Source organism: Phenylobacterium sp., from assembly GCF_037968635.1.
Lineage (GTDB): Bacteria > Pseudomonadota > Alphaproteobacteria > Caulobacterales > Caulobacteraceae > Phenylobacterium.
Window position 1 is genome coordinate 1 of the sequence record NZ_JBBKVV010000138.1, and the last position, 16,256, is coordinate 16,256.

15 protein-coding genes are annotated in these 16,256 nt (G+C 67.4%); 6 read left to right on the forward strand and 9 right to left on the reverse strand.

The genetic code is table 11. From position 1 onward, the window contains the following. On the forward strand, nt 1–1,159 hold a 1,159-nt coding region (locus AAC997_RS16300; protein WP_340646756.1), incomplete at its 5' end, for an aminoglycoside phosphotransferase family protein. Here the strand turns inward: AAC997_RS16300 and AAC997_RS16305 are convergent. Beyond that, nucleotides 1,137–2,120: a Gfo/Idh/MocA family oxidoreductase gene (locus AAC997_RS16305; protein WP_340646757.1), complete on the reverse strand. Its 984-nt coding sequence runs from the start codon at nt 2,118–2,120 to the stop codon at nt 1,137–1,139. The two genes, AAC997_RS16300 and AAC997_RS16305, sit on opposite strands and share 23 nt — an antisense overlap. A 102-nt stretch (nt 2,121–2,222) precedes the next feature. Here AAC997_RS16305 and parE point away from each other — a divergent pair, with 102 nt between their 5' ends. The 5 genes from parE to AAC997_RS16330 all read left to right on the forward strand — a co-directional run bounded on the left by parE (nt 2,223) and on the right by AAC997_RS16330 (nt 8,974). Further along, nucleotides 2,223–4,268, forward strand: coding sequence for a DNA topoisomerase IV subunit B (parE, locus tag AAC997_RS16310; RefSeq protein ID WP_340646758.1), 2,046 nt, complete (start codon nt 2,223–2,225; stop codon nt 4,266–4,268). A 147-nt stretch (nt 4,269–4,415) separates the two neighbouring features. Further along, on the forward strand, nt 4,416–6,182 hold the full coding sequence (locus AAC997_RS16315; protein ID WP_340646759.1) for a DEAD/DEAH box helicase: 1,767 nt from the start codon (nt 4,416–4,418) through the stop codon (nt 6,180–6,182). Between the two features lie 127 nt (nt 6,183–6,309). Beyond that, nucleotides 6,310–7,365: a GGDEF domain-containing protein gene (locus tag AAC997_RS16320; RefSeq protein WP_340646770.1), complete on the forward strand. Its 1,056-nt coding sequence runs from the start codon at nt 6,310–6,312 to the stop codon at nt 7,363–7,365. 82 nt (nt 7,366–7,447) lie between these two features. Beyond that, complete coding sequence (locus tag AAC997_RS16325) at nt 7,448–8,251, forward strand: enoyl-CoA hydratase/isomerase (protein WP_340646760.1); 804 nt, start codon at nt 7,448–7,450, stop codon at nt 8,249–8,251. A 57-nt stretch (nt 8,252–8,308) separates the two neighbouring features. Further along, the gene (locus AAC997_RS16330) at nt 8,309–8,974 is read left to right on the forward strand and encodes a glutathione S-transferase (protein WP_340646761.1); all 666 of its coding nucleotides are present in this window, start codon (nt 8,309–8,311) and stop codon (nt 8,972–8,974) included. Here AAC997_RS16330 and AAC997_RS16335 read toward each other — a convergent pair. From AAC997_RS16335 to AAC997_RS16370, 8 genes are all read right to left on the reverse strand, one after another. Further along, entirely contained in the window at nt 8,965–9,501 is a 537-nt protein-coding gene (locus tag AAC997_RS16335; RefSeq protein ID WP_340646762.1) for a DUF2087 domain-containing protein, read from the reverse strand. The two genes, AAC997_RS16330 and AAC997_RS16335, sit on opposite strands and share 10 nt — an antisense overlap. 207 nt (nt 9,502–9,708) lie before the next feature. Beyond that, nucleotides 9,709–11,874 (reverse strand): catalase/peroxidase HPI, encoded by a 2,166-nt coding sequence (katG, locus tag AAC997_RS16340; protein ID WP_340646763.1) that lies wholly within the window; start codon nt 11,872–11,874, stop codon nt 9,709–9,711. A gap of 155 nt (nt 11,875–12,029) precedes the next feature. Continuing rightward, nucleotides 12,030–12,434, reverse strand: a complete 405-nt coding sequence (locus AAC997_RS16345) for an iron-sulfur cluster assembly accessory protein (protein ID WP_340646764.1) — start codon at nt 12,432–12,434, stop codon at nt 12,030–12,032. Between the two features lie 14 nt (nt 12,435–12,448). Next, complete coding sequence (locus AAC997_RS16350; RefSeq protein WP_340646765.1) at nt 12,449–12,802, reverse strand: SUF system Fe-S cluster assembly protein; 354 nt, start codon at nt 12,800–12,802, stop codon at nt 12,449–12,451. A gap of 10 nt (nt 12,803–12,812) precedes the next feature. Next, nucleotides 12,813–14,027: a cysteine desulfurase gene (locus AAC997_RS16355; RefSeq protein WP_340646766.1), complete on the reverse strand. Its 1,215-nt coding sequence runs from the start codon at nt 14,025–14,027 to the stop codon at nt 12,813–12,815. A gap of 2 nt (nt 14,028–14,029) precedes the next feature. Next, nucleotides 14,030–15,061 carry a Fe-S cluster assembly protein SufD gene (gene sufD / locus AAC997_RS16360; RefSeq protein WP_340646767.1) on the reverse strand — a complete coding sequence of 344 codons (1,032 nt, stop codon included), beginning with the start codon at nt 15,059–15,061 and terminating at the stop codon, nt 14,030–14,032. Then, nucleotides 15,058–15,804 carry a Fe-S cluster assembly ATPase SufC gene (sufC, locus tag AAC997_RS16365; protein ID WP_340646768.1) on the reverse strand — a complete coding sequence of 249 codons (747 nt, stop codon included), beginning with the start codon at nt 15,802–15,804 and terminating at the stop codon, nt 15,058–15,060. Before sufC ends, sufD begins: the two co-directional genes overlap by 4 nt. After that, nucleotides 15,804–16,178 (reverse strand): hypothetical protein, encoded by a 375-nt coding sequence (locus AAC997_RS16370; RefSeq protein ID WP_340646769.1) that lies wholly within the window; start codon nt 16,176–16,178, stop codon nt 15,804–15,806. The genes sufC and AAC997_RS16370 overlap by 1 nt, the downstream gene beginning before the upstream one ends. Nucleotides 16,179–16,256 lie beyond the last annotated feature (78 nt).

A 16,256-nucleotide genomic window follows, 5' to 3' on the forward strand; every position in this document is an offset into this window, starting at 1 on the left:
GGTCGGCGCCCTCCCCGCCCTGCCCGTCTCCACCCCCTGGTGGCAGGACATCGCCCCGGTGATCGAGGCCGTGCGCGCGGCGCACGGGGTCGAGGTCACTGTGCTGCGGGCGCTGGAGATCGCCCCCAATCCGAAGTCGGTGAAGGTCACCTATCTCGCGGAAGTCACGGCGCCCGTGGCGGCCGCCGAGCCGTGGGACGGCGAACTGGACGAGCAGCCGCTGCGCAACAGCTACGCCAAGCTGGGCGGTCCCGCGGCCGATCTCGCCTGGGCCAGCGGCATCCTCGCCGCGAAGGGTCTGACGCCCGCTGGCCCGCCGCGCCAGGTGCGCACCTGGAACCTGTCGAGCCTCTGGGCCATCCCGGTCCAGGGCCAGACCGTCTGGCTGAAGGCCGTCCCACCGTTCTTTGGACACGAGGGGCCGCTGATCGAGGCCCTGTCCGGCGAGGCGGTCCCGACTCTGCTGGGTCACGGCGACGGCCGCGTGCTGATGGCCGAGCTGCCCGGCGAGGACCTGTACGAAGCCGAGATGGACCAGCTGTTCTCCATGGTGGACCTGCTGGTGGGCATTCAGGCCAAGTGGATCGGCCGGGAGGCCGAGTTGTTCGCCCTGGGCCTGCCCGACTGGCGCGGCCCGGCGCTGAGCGCCGCCATCGCCCAGGTGTATGAGCGCACCGCGCCGGAACTCTCCACCAAGAACCGCGGCGCGCTGACCGCCTTCATCGACGACCTGCCGCGCCGGTTCGCCGACCTGGCCGCCTGCGGCCTGCCCGACACCCTGGTCCACGGCGACTTCCACCCCGGGAACCTGCGGGGCGACGGGAAGAGCCTGGCCCTGATGGACTGGGGTGACAGCGGGGTCGGCCACCCGCTGCTGGATAGCTCGGCGTTCCTGGATCGCCTACCGGCCGAGGCCCTGGACGCCGTGCGGGCGGTATGGCTCGCCCACTGGCGCGAGGCTGTCCCCGGCTCCGATCCGGCCAGGGCGCTCAGCCTGCTGGCGCCCATCGCGGCGGCCCGCCAGGCGGTGATCTATCGCGGTTTCCTCGACAACATCGAACCCGCAGAGCACCCCTATCACGCCGCCGATCCCGCGGACTGGCTGACCCGGGCGGCGCTCCTGGTGCGGGCGGAACCTAGGCCCGGCTCGCCGCGCTGACCGCGTCCAGCAACACCATCTGGGCGACGGAGTCCTCGCCGAACGTAAGAGGCGCTGGTCCCCCGCGCGCGGCGTCGACGAAGGCTCTGAGCTGGAAGTCGTAGGTGGGCGCGCGGCTGAAGGTCTCGCGACGTGGCTCCAAGCCCTCGATCCTCACCTCCAGCAGATGGCCCATCTGGGGCGCCAGCGGATTGATCGCCTTCAGCGAGCCGCGGGTCCCGGTGACCTCCAGCAGCGCCATCGGCGTCTCTTCGACCATCGATCCGCTGATCCTCGCCGTGACGCCGTTGGGAAACAGCAGCTCCGCCTGCGTCGAGTGATCCACCCCACCGCGCCCGAAGACGCTGCTGGCCCGCACGACCGTGGGCTCGGCCCCGGCCGCCGCGCGCACCCAATGCAGGGGATAGGTTCCGATATCCATCAGCGAGCCGCCCCCCAGATCGCGCTCGTAGCGGATTTCGGCCCCGTCATCGGCGAGCCTGGTCTGGAACACTGCCGACAGGTCGCGAACCTTCCCTAGTTCTCCCGAGCCAATGACCTCCAACACCCGGGCGAACATCGGGTGGTAGCGGTAGTGGAAGGCCTCCATCAGCACCTTGCCGCTGGCTTGAGCTGCGGCGACCATGGCGCGGGCCTCGTCGGCGTTCATGGCGAAGGGCTTCTCACACAGCACGTGCTTGCCGGCCGCCAACGCCGCGATGGAGAGGTCGGCGTGCCGCGAGGGCGTCAGGGCGTTGTAGACCGCGTCGATATCGGGCCGGGTGATCAGGTCCTCATAGGTCTCGCTGATCTCAGGAATACCGTGCAGGTCGGCAAAGGCCCGGGCCCGCGCCGGATCACGGGCGGCGACGGCCACCACGGAGACGACCCCCGTCGCCTTGGCCGGCAGGATCAGGGCGGTCGGGGCGATCTTGGCCGCGCCCAGGATGCCGATGCGCAAAGGCGCCTGTTCGCTCGTCATGAGCTTGTCCCCAACCTTGGTGCGTCAACGCGGCGCGTGCATTGCATTAGCCGGTGGGGCGATTCATACCGAGGCCCCATCGAATCAATCCAGTTTCCGACCATGTCCGACAAGCCCGTTCCCCAGGCTTCCCTTTTCGACGACGCGCTCAATCCCGCCCCGGCCGCGCCGCTGGCCGAGAGCCATGAGCCACGTCCCGACCCGGCGATCACCGGCGGCTATTCGGCCAAGGACATCGAAGTCCTTGAGGGTCTGGAGCCCGTCCGCAAACGCCCCGGCATGTACATCGGCGGCACCGACGAGCGCGCCCTGCACCACCTGTTCGCCGAGGTGCTGGACAACTCAATGGACGAGGCCGTCGCCGGGCACGCCAAGATCATCGAGGTGATCCTCGACGCCGACGGGACCTTGACGGTGAAGGACGATGGCCGCGGCATCCCCGTGGACCCACACCCCAAGCATCCGGGCAAGTCGGCCCTGGAAGTGATCATGACCGTCCTGCACTCGGGCGGCAAATTCTCCGGCAAGGCCTATGAGACCTCGGGCGGCCTGCACGGCGTCGGCATCTCCGTCGTCAACGCCCTGTCGGAACGGGTGGATGTCACCGCCTTCAAGGACGGGTTCGAATGGCGTCAGGCCTTCACCCGAGGCAAGGCCATCGGCGGCATCGAGAAGCTGGGCGCCACCAAGAAACACGGCACCTCCATAAGCTTCTCGCCCGATCCGGTGATTTTCGGCGACGGTGTCGCCTTCAAGCCCGCCCGCCTCTACCGGATGGCGCGGTCCAAGGCCTATCTGTTCGGCGGGGTCGAGATCCGCTGGAAATGCGACCCGTCGCGCATCCAGGACCAGACTCCGGCCGAGGCTGTCTTCCGCTTCCCCAACGGCCTGGCCGACTTCCTGGCCGAGCGGGTCAAGGGCATCGAGACCGTCACCCCCGAACCCTTCGCCGGGCGCTACGAGCGCAAGGGCGAGGCCGGCAAGGTCGAATGGGCCGTCACCTGGACGCCCGCGGGGTTCGGCGAGGCCGACAGTTTCATGCAGTCCTACTGCAACACCGTGCCGACCCCGGAGGGCGGCACCCACGAGGCCGGACTGCGCGCGGCCCTGACCCGCGGCCTGAAGGCCTATGCCGAACTGACCGGCGAGAAGCGCGGCGGGATCATCACCGCCGACGACGTGGTCTCCCAGGCCGGTTGCCTGGTCAGCGTGTTTGTCTCCAACCCGGAGTTCCAGGGGCAGACCAAGGAACGTCTGTCCTCCAGCGACGCCCAGCGCCTGGTGGAAGCCGCCCTGCGCGACCCCTTCGACCACTGGCTGACCGCCCAGCCCAAGGCCGCCAGCGCGCTGCTGGAATTCGTGGTCGAGCGGGCGGAAGAACGGCTGAAACGCCGTCGCGACAAGGACGTCGCCCGCGCCTCGGCCACCCGCAAGCTGCGCCTGCCCGGCAAGCTGGCCGACTGTTCGGCCAACGCCATCGACGGGGCCGAGATCTTTCTGGTGGAGGGCGATAGCGCCGGCGGCTCGGCCAAGCAGGCCCGCGACCGCCGCACCCAGGCCATCCTGCCCCTGCGCGGCAAGATCCTGAACGTCGCTTCGGCCACCCTCGACAAGATGGGGGCCAACAAGGAGCTCTCCGACCTGATGCTGGCCCTGGGCGTCCAGGCGGGCTCGCGGTTCAAGGAAGAGGACCTGCGCTACGAGCGCGTGGTGATCATGACGGACGCCGACGTCGACGGCGCCCACATCGCCAGCCTGCTCATCACCTTCTTCTACCGGACCATGCCCGACATGATCCGGTCGGGTCGACTGTATCTGGCGCTGCCCCCGCTCTATCGCATGAGCCACGGCGGCAAGACGGTCTATGCCCGCGATGACGCCCACCGCGAGGAACTGCTGGCCACCGAGTTCAAGGGCAAGAAGCCCGAGATCGGCCGCTTCAAGGGCCTGGGCGAGATGATGCCAGCCCAGCTGAAGGAAACCACCATGGATCCCAAGAAGCGGATCCTGGCGCGCGTCACCCTGCCCCGCTCCGAAGAAGCCGTGGAGGACCTGGTGGAGGCCCTGATGGGCCGCAAGCCAGAGCTTCGCTTCCGCTTCATCCAGGAGAACGCCGAGTTCGCCGCCGCTGACCTCGACTGGACCTAAAGCGTCACGGGTGAACTCCAAGTCGCGGAACGCGTTGACTTGAAAGCGGTAGCCCCTATCTTCCGCCGCGCGCAACGATCGCCGTCCGCGCCGCCCGGGTTTCGCATTGCCTCGTTTTAGGGCGCGTTCCCGCCCACATTGCAACTGATGACCGAATTTTCTGAACTGGGCCTATCGCCCGCTACGCTCCAGGCCGTGGCCGACACCGGCTACACCACCGCCACGCCGATCCAGGCCGAGGCCATCCCCGTCGCCCTGCAGGGTCGCGACGTGCTCGGGATCGCCCAGACCGGCACGGGCAAGACCGCCGCCTTCACACTGCCGATGATCGATCGACTGGCCGCCGGCCGGTCCAAGGCGCGCATGCCGCGCGCCCTCGTCATCGCGCCGACCCGCGAACTGGCCGACCAGGTTTCGCTGTCCTTCGAGAAATACGCCAAGGGCCAGAAGCAGAAGCTCTCCTGGGCCCTGTTGATCGGCGGGGTCTCCTTCGGGGATCAGGAAGCCAAGCTGGACCGGGGCGTCGACGTCCTGATCGCCACGCCGGGTCGCCTCCTCGACCATTTTGAACGCGGCAAGCTGCTGATGACCGGGGTGCAGATCCTGGTGGTCGACGAGGCCGACCGCATGCTGGACATGGGCTTCATTCCCGACATCGAGCGCATCTTCAAGCTGACGCCGGCCAAGAAACAGACCCTGTTCTTCTCGGCCACCATGCCGCCGGAAATCACTCGTCTGACCAAGCAGTTCCTCAATGATCCCGTGCGGATCGAGGCGACGCGCCCGGCCACCACCGCCGACACCATCACCCAGTATCTGGTCCGCCTGCCGACCGCCGACGCCAAGGCCAAGCGCACCGCGCTGCGGATGCTGATCGGCGCCGACGACGTGCGCAACGGCATCGTATTCTGCAACCGCAAGTCCGAGGTCGATATCGTCGCCAAGTCCCTGAAGACGCACGGCTTCGACGCCGCGCCGATCCACGGCGACCTGGACCAGGCGACCCGCATGCGCACCCTGGAAGCCTTCCGCAAGGGCGAACTGAAGCTGCTCTGCGCCTCGGATGTCGCGGCGCGCGGCCTGGACGTGCCCGACGTCAGCCACGTCTTCAACTACGACGTGCCCCACCATGCCGACGACTATGTGCACCGCATCGGCCGCACCGGCCGGGCCGGCAAGCTCGGCAAGACCTACATGATCGTCACGCCGGCCGACGCCAAGAACATCGACAAGGTGCTCAAGCTGATCGGCAAGGCGCCGGAAGAGATCGTGCTGGAAGGCGTCGATTTCGCCTCCATCAAGGACGAGAAGCGCGCCAGCAGCCGTGAACGCGGCCGTGGCGGCGAACGCTCATCAGGCGGCCGTGGCGACCGCGACCGGGAACGCGTACGTCCGCGCGCGCCGCACGGCGAGGTCGCCTCCCTCGAGCCCTTCGTCGCCGATCCGGAAGCCGTCCGCGCCCCCAAGCCCGAGCCGGTGGCCGAGGAAGCCAGGACCGAACGCGCCCCGCGGGCTCGCGGCCGCAACCGTGGCCGGGCTAATCCAGAGGCCGAGGCCGCCTCTGCCGAGGCCGTGGCGCAACCCGCCGAAGTCCGCGCCGAACGTGAACCTCGCGCCGCCCGCCCAGAGCGTGAGGCTCGCCCTGCCCGTGAGGCGCGGCCCGAGCGTGAAACCCGTCCCGAACGCGCGCCCCGCGCCGAGTCTTCCGACCGGCCGGAACGCACCGAACGTCCCCGCCGCGAACGGGAGGACCGTCCCCGCCCGGCCGCCTCCGAGGCGCGCCCGTCGCGTGAGCGTGATCGGGATCGTCCGCGTCGCGAGGACCGGGACGACGGCGACCGCGTGGTGGGCTTCGGCAACGACATGCCGGCCTTCCTGAAGGTGGCCCCCACCCGTCCTCCGAGTGACGACTAGCCGACACAACTCCTGAAAAACCAGCGAGCTTTAACCGCTCGTTTGGCTCTGTCGGCTATCGTCGTTTCGAATATCGGATCGTACCCACCTGGGGGCGTGTACGGGCCGGAGATCGGGGATGACGACCATGACCGCCGGGATCGAAGTCAAGCTGCGTGGGCCGGACGCCTATATCCTGGCGCGCAAGGCGCTCTCGGCCATGGAACAGCACCAGATCTGGCCGACCGCGGTCAATTTTGAACTGTGGACTCACTGCGTCGGCGATCCCGACGGCGAGCTGGCCCGTGAGATCACCCGCATCATCTCCACCGGTGAGATCTTCACCGACACCCTGAGTGACGAGCTTGCGGCGGTCTATCTGCCCAAGGCCCGCCTCAACGAGCAGATCCGCGACGCCGGCGACGCCCTGACCAAGGAACTGGCCAGCGTCTCTGCGGCGATCGAAACCGCCCAGAAGTCCAGCGTCGCCTACGGCCAGACCCTGGCGACTGCGTCGAAAACTCTGAGCGAACGCGATGACGCCACCAGCGTGAAGTCGATGATCGACAATCTCGCCACCGCCACCAAGCGCGTGCAGAAGGAAAACAAGTCGCTGGAGAAGCGCCTCAGCGACTCCACCGCCGAGGTCGCCCGCCTGCGGGAGCATCTGGAACAGGTGCGCCGCGACGCCACCACCGACGGCCTGACCAACCTCGCCAACCGCAAGGCCTTCGACGAAGAACTGGAGCGCGCCTGCGCCGAGGCCGACGCCAAGGGCGAGAGCCTGGCCCTGGCGGTCATCGACATCGACCACTTCAAGAACTTCAACGACACCTGGGGTCACCAGACAGGCGATCAGGTCATCCGCTACGTGGCCAGCGTCATCGGCGGCCGCGGGGCCCCGCCGCGCTTCGCCGCCCGCTACGGTGGCGAGGAATTCGCCCTGATCTTCCCCCGCGAAGGCGGCGACCTGGCCATCGCGACGCTGGAGGAAATCCGCGAGGAAGTGTCTTCGCGAATGCTGAAGCGCCGATCCACCAACGAGGACCTCGGCACCATCACCGTGTCGGCCGGCCTGGCCGAACGCCTCCCCGGCGAGAGCGCGCACAACTTCATGGAACGGGCTGACGGGGCCCTCTATGCCTCCAAGCGTGGTGGCCGCAACCGCGTGAGCCGTGCCGAGATGGTCGCCGTTGCGGCTTAGGCCGACGGACGATGCTTTTCCCCTAGCCTGACGCCGGGGTATCCTCCCTTAGATCGTGCGCAACGACGCCCGGGAGGAAACCATGGCCTATACGAAGCTCAAGACGTCCGTGCAGGACGGCATCGGCCTGATCACCATGACCGATCCGGCGACGCTGAACGCCGCGGGTCTCGATCTGATGGACGAATTGAAGCAGGCCTTCGGCGCCTTCGCCAAACCCGACTCCGGGGTCCGTTGCGTGGTGCTGACCGGCGAGGGCCGTGGCTTCTGCTCCGGGGCCAACCTGTCGGGCCGCGGCGGGACCGCCCCGGCCAATCCCGATCCGGAAGGGCCCGACGCCGGCGCCGCCCTGGAGAGCGTCTACAACCCCTTCATGAAGGGTCTTCGGGACTATCCCGTGCCCATCGTCACCGCCATCAACGGCGTGGCTGCAGGGGTCGGCTGCTCGCTGGCCCTGATGGGCGACATCATCGTGGCGGCCGAGAGCGCCTACTTCCTGCAGGCCTTCCGCCGCATCGGCCTGGTGCCGGACGGCGGCTCGACCTATCTGCTGCCCCGGCTGATCGGCAAGGCCCGCGCCATGGAGATGGCGCTGCTGGGCGAACGCCTGCCGGCCAGGACCGCCCTGGACTGGGGCCTGATCAATCGCTGCGTCGCCGACGACGCCCTGCAGGCCACGGCCATGGAACTGGCCACCGCGCTGGCCACGGGCCCCTGGGCCCTGGGCTCGATCCGCAAACTGGTCTGGGAGAGCCTGGACGCGGAATGGTCCGACCAGCTCCACGCCGAACGAATGGCGCAGAAGCAGGCGGGCCGGACGGAGGACTCCCGCGAAGGCGTGCTGGCCTTCCTGCAAAAGCGCCCCGCCGCCTTCACCGGCCGCTAGGCTCCTTGCGCCGGAGGTCAGGCCCTCTATGGCTAGGGTCCGTCTCCGGAGGTTCGCATGCTCACCGTCCATCACCTGAACAACTCCCGCTCGCAGCGGGTGCTCTGGCTGCTGGAGGAATTGGGCGCGCCCTATGAAATCAAACACTACCAGCGCGATCCTCAGACAATGCTGGCGCCGCCGGAACTGAAGGCGGTTCATCCCCTGGGCAAGTCACCGGTGATCACAGTGGACGGCGGCGTGCTGGCCGAGACCGGCGCCATCGTCGATTACATCGTCGCCCGCTACGGCAAGGGTCGGCTGATCCCGCCGGCCAACACGCCCGATCGCCTGGCCTGGAACTATTGGCTGCACTTCGCTGAGGGATCGGCCATGCCGCCGCTGCTGCTCAAACTGGTGTTCAGCGCCCTGCCCGCGCGCGCGCCAGGCCTGCTTCGAGGCGTGGTGAAGTCCATCGCCGCGCGCGCCCAGGCCGGCTTCGTCGACCCGCAGCTCAAGACCCTGTTCGACTATCTCGAGGAGGTTCTCACGCGCACCGAGTGGTTCGCCGGCCCTGAATTCACCGCCGCCGACATCATGATGAGTTTCCCCGTCGAGGCCGCAGCCGACCGCGCCGGCGCCCTGGGGGGCCGCCCGCACCTGGCGGCCTTCCTGGAAAAGATCCACGCCCGGCCGGCCTACAGGCGCGCCCTGGAGAAGGGCGGCCCCTACGCCTACGCCTGAACCCGGCCGATCAGCACCACCGCTGTCGCTGGCGGCGCCTGTTCGATGCGGCGGTAGACGCGGCAGTCGTCTGTGCGAAAGAACAGGCCCAGACCGATCAGGTCGCGTCGCAGCAGGGCGTGGTCGCCGAAATCGTGGAGCGTCTTCAGCCGGTCGCTGATCTGCTTCTCGTTGAGCGCCTCGCGAGCGGGGAGCTTTGACCACAGCACCCACAGCGCCAGGACCTGGTCGCCACGCTTGGCGGGCCAACGGGTCAGCCGGCCTTCTGGACCAAAGCAGCGGGCGACGCGCTCCACGACAGCGAGATCGGCAGCCTCCTTGGGAGGCTGAGCCGGGTGCGCGTCTGGCCTGGGCTCGTCGGCCTGCGCCCTCAGGTCCTGGAAATTGCGGCGGCCGGCCGAGCGGGCCAGCATGTTCAGCAATTCAACGTGACTGGGCGCCGAGGAGCGGGCCAACAATTGCGCCCGCAAGGCCTTGGCGAAGTTGGAGACGTCCTGCGTCTGCAGGGGAATGACGGTTCTCGACATGATCTATCCCTCACGTGCCGGGGATGAACGGTGATCGCCCTTCCGATCTGGCACGGTGAGAAGTGTCAGTCGATGAAGTCTAAGCAGGTTTAGCAAACCCTCGCGGGCGGCGATGCCTCGGTGAACTGCGGACCGTGACTGTGCCGATAGAGGCGCTCGTGAAGGCCGTCAAGCGGCGGCGCCCGGAGGGACGCCGCCGCGAGAGGCTTAGTTCAGGTCAAGACGATCAGCGTTCATCACCTTGGTCCAGGCCGCCACGAAGTCGCGAGCGAACTTTCCTTGCGAGTCGGCGCAGGCATAGACCTCCGCCTGGGCCCGGAGTTCGGCGTGGGAGCCGAAGATCAGGTCCACGCGGGTGGCGGTCCACTTCTGAGCCTTGGTGTGGCGATCAACGCCGTTGAAGGTGTTTTCCGAGCCCGCCGCCTGCCACTCGGTGCTCATGTCCAACAGGTTGACGAAGAAGTCCGTGGTCAGCTGGCCCGGGCGGTTGGTGAGGACCCCATCCTTGGACCCCGCCGCATTGGCGCCCAGCACCCGCAGGCCGCCCACCAGCACCGTCATCTCCGGCGCGCTCAGCCGCAGCAATTGGGCCCGGTCGACCAGGGCCTCCTCGGGCGCCATGAACTGCTCACCACGTCGGTAGTTGCGGAAGCCGTCGGAGGTGGGCTCGAGCGGTGCGAAGGAGTCGGCGTCGGTCTGATCGGCCGAGGCGTCCATACGACCGGGGGTGAAGGGAACTTCGACCGCCGTGCCGGCGTCCTTGGCGGCCTTCTCCACCGCCGCGGCGCCGCCCAGGACGATGAGGTCGGCGAGCGACACCTTCTTGCCGCCGGCCTGGAACTCGGTGCGGATGGCCTCCAGGGCCGACAGCACCTTGGCCAGGCTGGTCGGATCATTGACCTCCCAGTCCTTCTGAGGCGCCAGACGAACGCGGGCGCCATTGGCCCCGCCCCGCTTGTCGGAACCCCGGAAGGTCGATGCCGAAGCCCAGGCGGCTGAGACCAGTTGCGAAACCGAAAGGCCCGAGGCCAGGACCTTGGCCTTCAGCGCCGCGATATCCGCCTTATCGATCAGAGGGTGGTCGACGGCGGGAATCGGGTCCTGCCAGATCAAGGTCTCCTTGGGAGTCAGTGGACCGAGATAGCGGCCGATCGGCCCCATGTCGCGGTGCGTGAGCTTGAACCAGGCCCGCGCGAAGGCGTCGGCGAACTGGTCCGGGTTCTCCAGGAACCGGCGGGAGATCTTCTCGTAGGCCGGGTCGAACCGCAGGGCGAGGTCCGACGTGAGCATCTTCGGCAGGTGCTTCCGGGTTCCGTCATAGGCGTCGGGAATGTCGGGCGTCGCGTTCTTGGCGCGCCATTGCTGGGCGCCGGCCGGACTTTTCTCCAGCTCCCACTCGAACTTGAAGAGGTTCTCGAAGAAGTGGTTGCTCCACTTCGTGGGGGTCTGGCTCCAGGTGACCTCAGGCCCGCCGGTGATCGCGTCGGCGCCGAACCCGGTCCCATGCTTGCTGCGCCAACCCAGGCCCTGGTCCTCGATCACCCCGCCCTCGGGCTCGACGCCCACGAAGGACGGATCCCCCGCGCCATGGGTCTTGCCGAACGTGTGGCCGCCGGCGATCAGGGCGACGGTTTCCTCATCATCCATGGCCATGCGAGCAAAGGTGTCGCGGATATCTCGCGCCGAGGCGACGGGGTCAGGATTGCCGCCGGGCCCTTCCGGATTGACGTAGATCAGGCCCATCTGGACGGCGCCCAGGGCGGTGTGCAGCTGGCGTTCGCCACTGTAGCGCTCATCGCCCAGCCAGGACCCTTCGGGGCCCCAGTACAGCTCTTCCGGCTCCCAGGTGTCGGCCCGGCCGCCGCCGAAGCCGAAGGTCTTGAAGCCCATGTCTTCGAGCGCGACGTTGCCCACCAGGACGTAGAGGTCGGCCCAGGAAATCTTGGCGCCGTACTTCTGCTTGATCGGCCACAGGAGCCGGCGCGCCTTGTCGAGGTTGGCGTTGTCGGGCCAGCTGTTCAGGGGCGCGAAGCGCTGCTGACCGCCACCCGCGCCGCCACGTCCATCGGTGACGCGGTAGGTGCCGGCGCTGTGCCAGGCCAGGCGGATGAAGAGCCCGCCATAGTGGCCGAAGTCGGCGGGCCACCAGTCCTGCGAATCCGTCATCAGGGCGTGGAGGTCGGCGATCACCGCGTTGAGGTCGAGGCTTTTGAATTCCTTGGCGTAGTCGAAGGTCTCACCCATGGGATTGGAGCGAGGCGAATGCTGATTGAGCCCTTCGAGGCTCAGGCTCTGGGGCCACCAGTCGCGGTTGGTCCGGCGCGTGGCGCCAAAGCCCATCGGGCACTGGCCCGGAGCGTTATCATCAGCCATCTCTGTCTCCCTTGCGTTTGGACTTCTTGCCGGAAGCGCGAATGCCGCCCGGTGACCAACTCAACAGAGACTAGAGAGACCCTTTTCTATCAATTGGGGAAATCGATTGTTCCGATCCATACCATAGAACAACTCTATGAGAGGGCGGAAATGGCTCAGGCGTCCAGAACCTTGCCGGGCTCGATGGTCACGCTCTCGCCACAGCCGCAGGCGTCGGTCTGGTTGGGATTGCGGAAGGTGAACTTGGCCGACAACTTGGTGGTCTCGTAGTCGATCTCGGTGCCGATCAGGAACAGCACGGCCTTGGGATCGATCAAGATGGTGACGCCCTTGTCCTCCACCACCTCGTCCAGGGGCGCTGCGGTCTCGGCATACTCAATGATGTACTCCGAACCCGCGCAGCCGCCGTTCTTCACCCCGACCCTCAGGCCCGCATAGGGGACCTCGGCGCGCGCCATGATCTCGCGCACGCGGTCGGCGGCGGCCTGCGTCAGGGTGACGACCTTGGGGCGCGGACGGCGGGCGCGGGGGGCGGCGGGGGTGAGGTTGAGATCGTTCATGTCATCTATATGGGTCAGAACATGTTCAATTGAAGTTTCGCCTCGTCGGACATCCGCGAGGGATCCCACGGCGGGTCGAAGACGAGATCCACCTTCACCTGGCCAATGCCGGGGATCTGCCTGACCGCATCCTCCACCCAACCCGGCATTTCACCGGCCACGGGGCAGCCCGGCGCGGTCAGGGTCATGTCGATAGCCACGTCCTTGGTGTCGGAGACGTCGACCTTGTAGATCAGGCCCAGTTCATAGATGTCGACCGGGATCTCGGGATCGAACACGGTCTTCAACTGCTCGATCAGCTGGTCGGTGATCACGTCCAGCTCATGCTGGCTGATCGGCGCGGTCGAGACGGGAGTGGCGTCGTCCATGGGTCGGGCTCTACGCGAAAAAGGCTTGGGTACGGTTGAGGGCGTCGACGAAGGCGTCGGCCTCCCCTTCCGTATTATATAGGGCGAAGGAGGCGCGTGCGCTCGAGGTGACGCCAAAGCGCCGCATCAGGGGCTCGGCGCAATGGGTTCCGGCCCGCACGGCGACGCCGTAGCGGTCGAGGATCTGGGCCACGTCGTGGGCATGCGCCCCATCGATGGTGAAGGACAGGATCGCGCCCTTGCCCGGCGCCTCACCAATCACCCTCAGCCAGTTGGCGCCGGCCAGGCCCTCACGGACGCGAGCATAGAGCTTGTGTTCGTGGGCGGAGATGGCGGCGTGGTCCAACTTGGCGAACCAGTCGATGGCCGCCCCAAGGCCGATGGCCTCCACGATCGGCGGCGTGCCGGCTTCGAAACGGTGCGGCGGGTCGGCATAGGTAATGGCGTCGAGGGCCACCGAGCCGATCATCTCTCCGCCCCCCTGATAGGGCGGCAGTTCGGCCAGATGTTCGGCCTTGCCGTAAAGGATGCCGATGCCGGTGGGGCCATAGAGTTTGTGGCCGGAGAAGACGTAGAAGTCGACGTCCAGAGCCTTAACGTCGATGGGCTGGTGGACGATGGCCTGACAGCCGTCCAGCAGGACCAGCGCCCCGGCGTCGTGGGCCATCCTGATGATCTGCGCCACCGGGTTCACGGTGCCCAGGACGTTGGACATGTGGGTCAGGGCCACGACCCTGGTTTTCGCAGTCAGCAGGTCGGGGATGGCGGCGATGTCGAGTTGGCCGTCGTCGAGGACCGGAATGAATTTCAGGACCACACCCTGGCGTTCACGCAGGAAGTGCCACGGCACGATATTGGCGTGGTGCTCCATTTCGGTGAGCAGGATTTCGTCGCCGGCCTTCAGCCGCGCGCCAAGGCCCGAGGCCACAAGGTTGATGGCTTCCGTCCCACCCTTGGTGAAGACGATTTCGGCCAGGTCCGCGCAGATGAAACTGGCGGCGCTTTGACGGGCCTTTTCATAGGCTTCTGTCGTTTCATTGGCGAGAGTGTGAAGCCCCCGATGCACGTTGGAATAGGTGTGCTCCATGGCATGGACCATGGCGCCGATCACCACCCGCGGCTTCTGAGCCGAGGCCGCGCTATCCAGATAGATCAGGGGCTTGCCGTTCACCTGGCGCGCCAGGATCGGAAACTCCGCACGGATGGCTTCGGCGTCGAAGGCCATGTTCAGGCCCTCAGCCGTTTGGCGGCCCAGGACCGCGCGAGGTCACGGACCGGCTCGAACCAGATGCGGTCGGCTACCGCGCCCACGAAGGCCTCGATCAGCAGGGCGCGAGCTTCAGCTTCCGGCAGGCCGCGCTGGCGCATGTAGAACAGCGCCTCTTCGTCCAGGGCCCCGATCGTGTTGCCGTGGGCGCACTGCACGTCGTCGGCGAAGATCAGTAGCTCGGGTTTGGCGTCAATCTCGGCCTTGTCCGACAGGATGAGCGCATTGTGGCGCATGCGGGCGTCGGTGCGGTCGGCCCCCTCCTCCACAACGATCCGGCCTTGGAAGATGCCGCGTGATTGATCGCGGACCACGCCCCGGGTGAACTGATCGGTGTCGCCGTCGACGCCCTGGTGCAGGACCACGGTGGTCAGGTCGGCGTGGCGCTTGTCCTCCAGCAGGTAGAGGCCGTCGAGACGTAGCTTGGCGTTCGCGCCCGGGTGGGTGACCTGGGTCTCGATCCGCTGGCGGCGCGCGCCGCTGGTGATGACGGTCTGGCCGTACTCGGCGCTCGGCGCGAGGGTCACCTGGGCCTGGCTGACATTGACGCCTTCCGCCCCGTCGGCGGCCAGAACGACGCGCTCGACGGCCGCGCCCGCCTCCAGGTTGATGGTGAGCGCGGTGTCGGTGACATAGGCGCTGTCGTCGCCCTCATAGCTCTCCAGCAGGCGCAGCTTGGCGTTCGCCCCGACGCGGATGGTGACCTTGCCGGTCAGCGCGCCGCCATCCCGGGACAGGACACGCAGGGCGACCGCCAGCTTGCCGGCGGCCGGCACGTCGATGACCACATCCGGTTGGCCACCGGCCACCACATGACGCTCATCGGCCAGGGTGTCGAAAGGCCCTTCAACCAGACCCGCCAGGTCCAGGGCCGGCGCGGAGGTCGGCAAGACGCGCAGCAGGCCGCGCAGGTCGGTCCACTTCCAGTCTTCGTCACGCTTGCCGGGCAGCAGGCTGACGTCGCCGGATTTCAGGGCGGCGCTAAGGCTCAAGCGGCCCTCGCATACTTGTCGTAGCCTTCGCGCTCCAGTTCGAGCGCCAGGTCCGGCCCGCCGGTGGCGGCGATGCGGCCGCCGGCCAGGACGTGGACCTTGTCGGGTTTGATGTAGTCCAGGAGGCGCTGGTAGTGGGTGATCACCAGCATGCCGCGATCGGGCGAACGCATGGCGTTCACGCCTTCCGAGACGATCTTCAGGGCGTCGATGTCGAGGCCGGAATCGGTCTCGTCGAGGATCAGGAAACGCGGAGCCAGCATGGCCATCTGGAAGATTTCCATCCGCTTCTTCTCGCCGCCGGAGAAGCCGACATTGAGCGCTCGCTTCAGCATCTCGAAGTCGATCTTCAGCGCTGCGGCGTGCTCACGCGCCAGCTTCAGGAAAGCCGGTGCGGTGATCTCGGCCTCGCCCCGCGCCTTGCGCTGGGCGTTCATGGCCGTGCGGATGAAGGTCAGGGCCGGAACGCCCGGGATTTCCAGCGGGTATTGGAAGGACAGGAAGACGCCCTTGGCCGCCCGCTCGTTGGGATCCAGCGCCAGCAGGTCTTCGCCGTCGAGAGTCGCGGTCCCGCCGGTGACCTCGTAGCCGGAGCGGCCGGTCAGCACGTAGGACAGCGTCGACTTGCCGGCGCCGTTCGGGCCCATGATGGCGTGGACCTCACCCGCCGGGACATCCAGCGACAGGCCCTTGAGGATTTCCTTGCCGTCGATCTCGGCGCGCAGGTTCTCGATATGCAGCATCAAACGGTCTCGTCGGCGAGGTAACGGGCCAGCACGTCCAGGGCCTCGGCGACCGTGTCGACGAACTCCTGCTTGGTGGGAGCGGCGGTCATCGTGGAGGCCGAACGCCGGTCGGCGGCGGTGACGTTGATCTGCGCATCCTCGAAATAGGCGCGCAGCCGGTAGTCGGCATGCTCCAGCACGACGGTGTAGCGGGTGTGCTCCAGGGCCAACTTCTTCTCGGCCAGGAAACCGGGATCGGCGGCCAGGATCTCGTAGAGCTCCACCGAGCGGGCGTCGTCGGCCTCCTGGCGCGCGCGCTCCGCCTCATCGCGAGCATGGCGGTCGGCTTCACGTTTCAGACGCTCGGCGTCAAAGGCTTGCCTGAAGGACATGGCGGAGATCCGTTCCGATGGGGCGAGGGTCATCCAACGGACCCTTCGAGTGAAATGGCGACGAGCTTCTGGGCTTCC

Coding starts and splice junctions, on each gene's coding strand:
- AAC997_RS16305 (WP_340646757.1), bottom strand. CDS start 2,120: ATGACGAGCGAACAGGCGCCTTTGCGCATCGGCATCCTGGGCGCGGCC.
- parE (WP_340646758.1), top strand. CDS start 2,223: ATGTCCGACAAGCCCGTTCCCCAGGCTTCCCTTTTCGACGACGCGCTC.
- AAC997_RS16315 (WP_340646759.1), top strand. CDS start 4,416: ATGACCGAATTTTCTGAACTGGGCCTATCGCCCGCTACGCTCCAGGCC.
- AAC997_RS16320 (WP_340646770.1), top strand. CDS start 6,310: ATGACCGCCGGGATCGAAGTCAAGCTGCGTGGGCCGGACGCCTATATC.
- AAC997_RS16325 (WP_340646760.1), top strand. CDS start 7,448: ATGGCCTATACGAAGCTCAAGACGTCCGTGCAGGACGGCATCGGCCTG.
- AAC997_RS16330 (WP_340646761.1), top strand. CDS start 8,309: ATGCTCACCGTCCATCACCTGAACAACTCCCGCTCGCAGCGGGTGCTC.
- AAC997_RS16335 (WP_340646762.1), bottom strand. CDS start 9,501: ATGTCGAGAACCGTCATTCCCCTGCAGACGCAGGACGTCTCCAACTTC.
- katG (WP_340646763.1), bottom strand. CDS start 11,874: ATGGCTGATGATAACGCTCCGGGCCAGTGCCCGATGGGCTTTGGCGCC.
- AAC997_RS16345 (WP_340646764.1), bottom strand. CDS start 12,434: ATGAACGATCTCAACCTCACCCCCGCCGCCCCCCGCGCCCGCCGTCCG.
- AAC997_RS16350 (WP_340646765.1), bottom strand. CDS start 12,802: ATGGACGACGCCACTCCCGTCTCGACCGCGCCGATCAGCCAGCATGAG.
- AAC997_RS16355 (WP_340646766.1), bottom strand. CDS start 14,027: ATGGCCTTCGACGCCGAAGCCATCCGTGCGGAGTTTCCGATCCTGGCG.
- sufC (WP_340646768.1), bottom strand. CDS start 15,804: ATGCTGCATATCGAGAACCTGCGCGCCGAGATCGACGGCAAGGAAATC.
- AAC997_RS16370 (WP_340646769.1), bottom strand. CDS start 16,178: ATGTCCTTCAGGCAAGCCTTTGACGCCGAGCGTCTGAAACGTGAAGCC.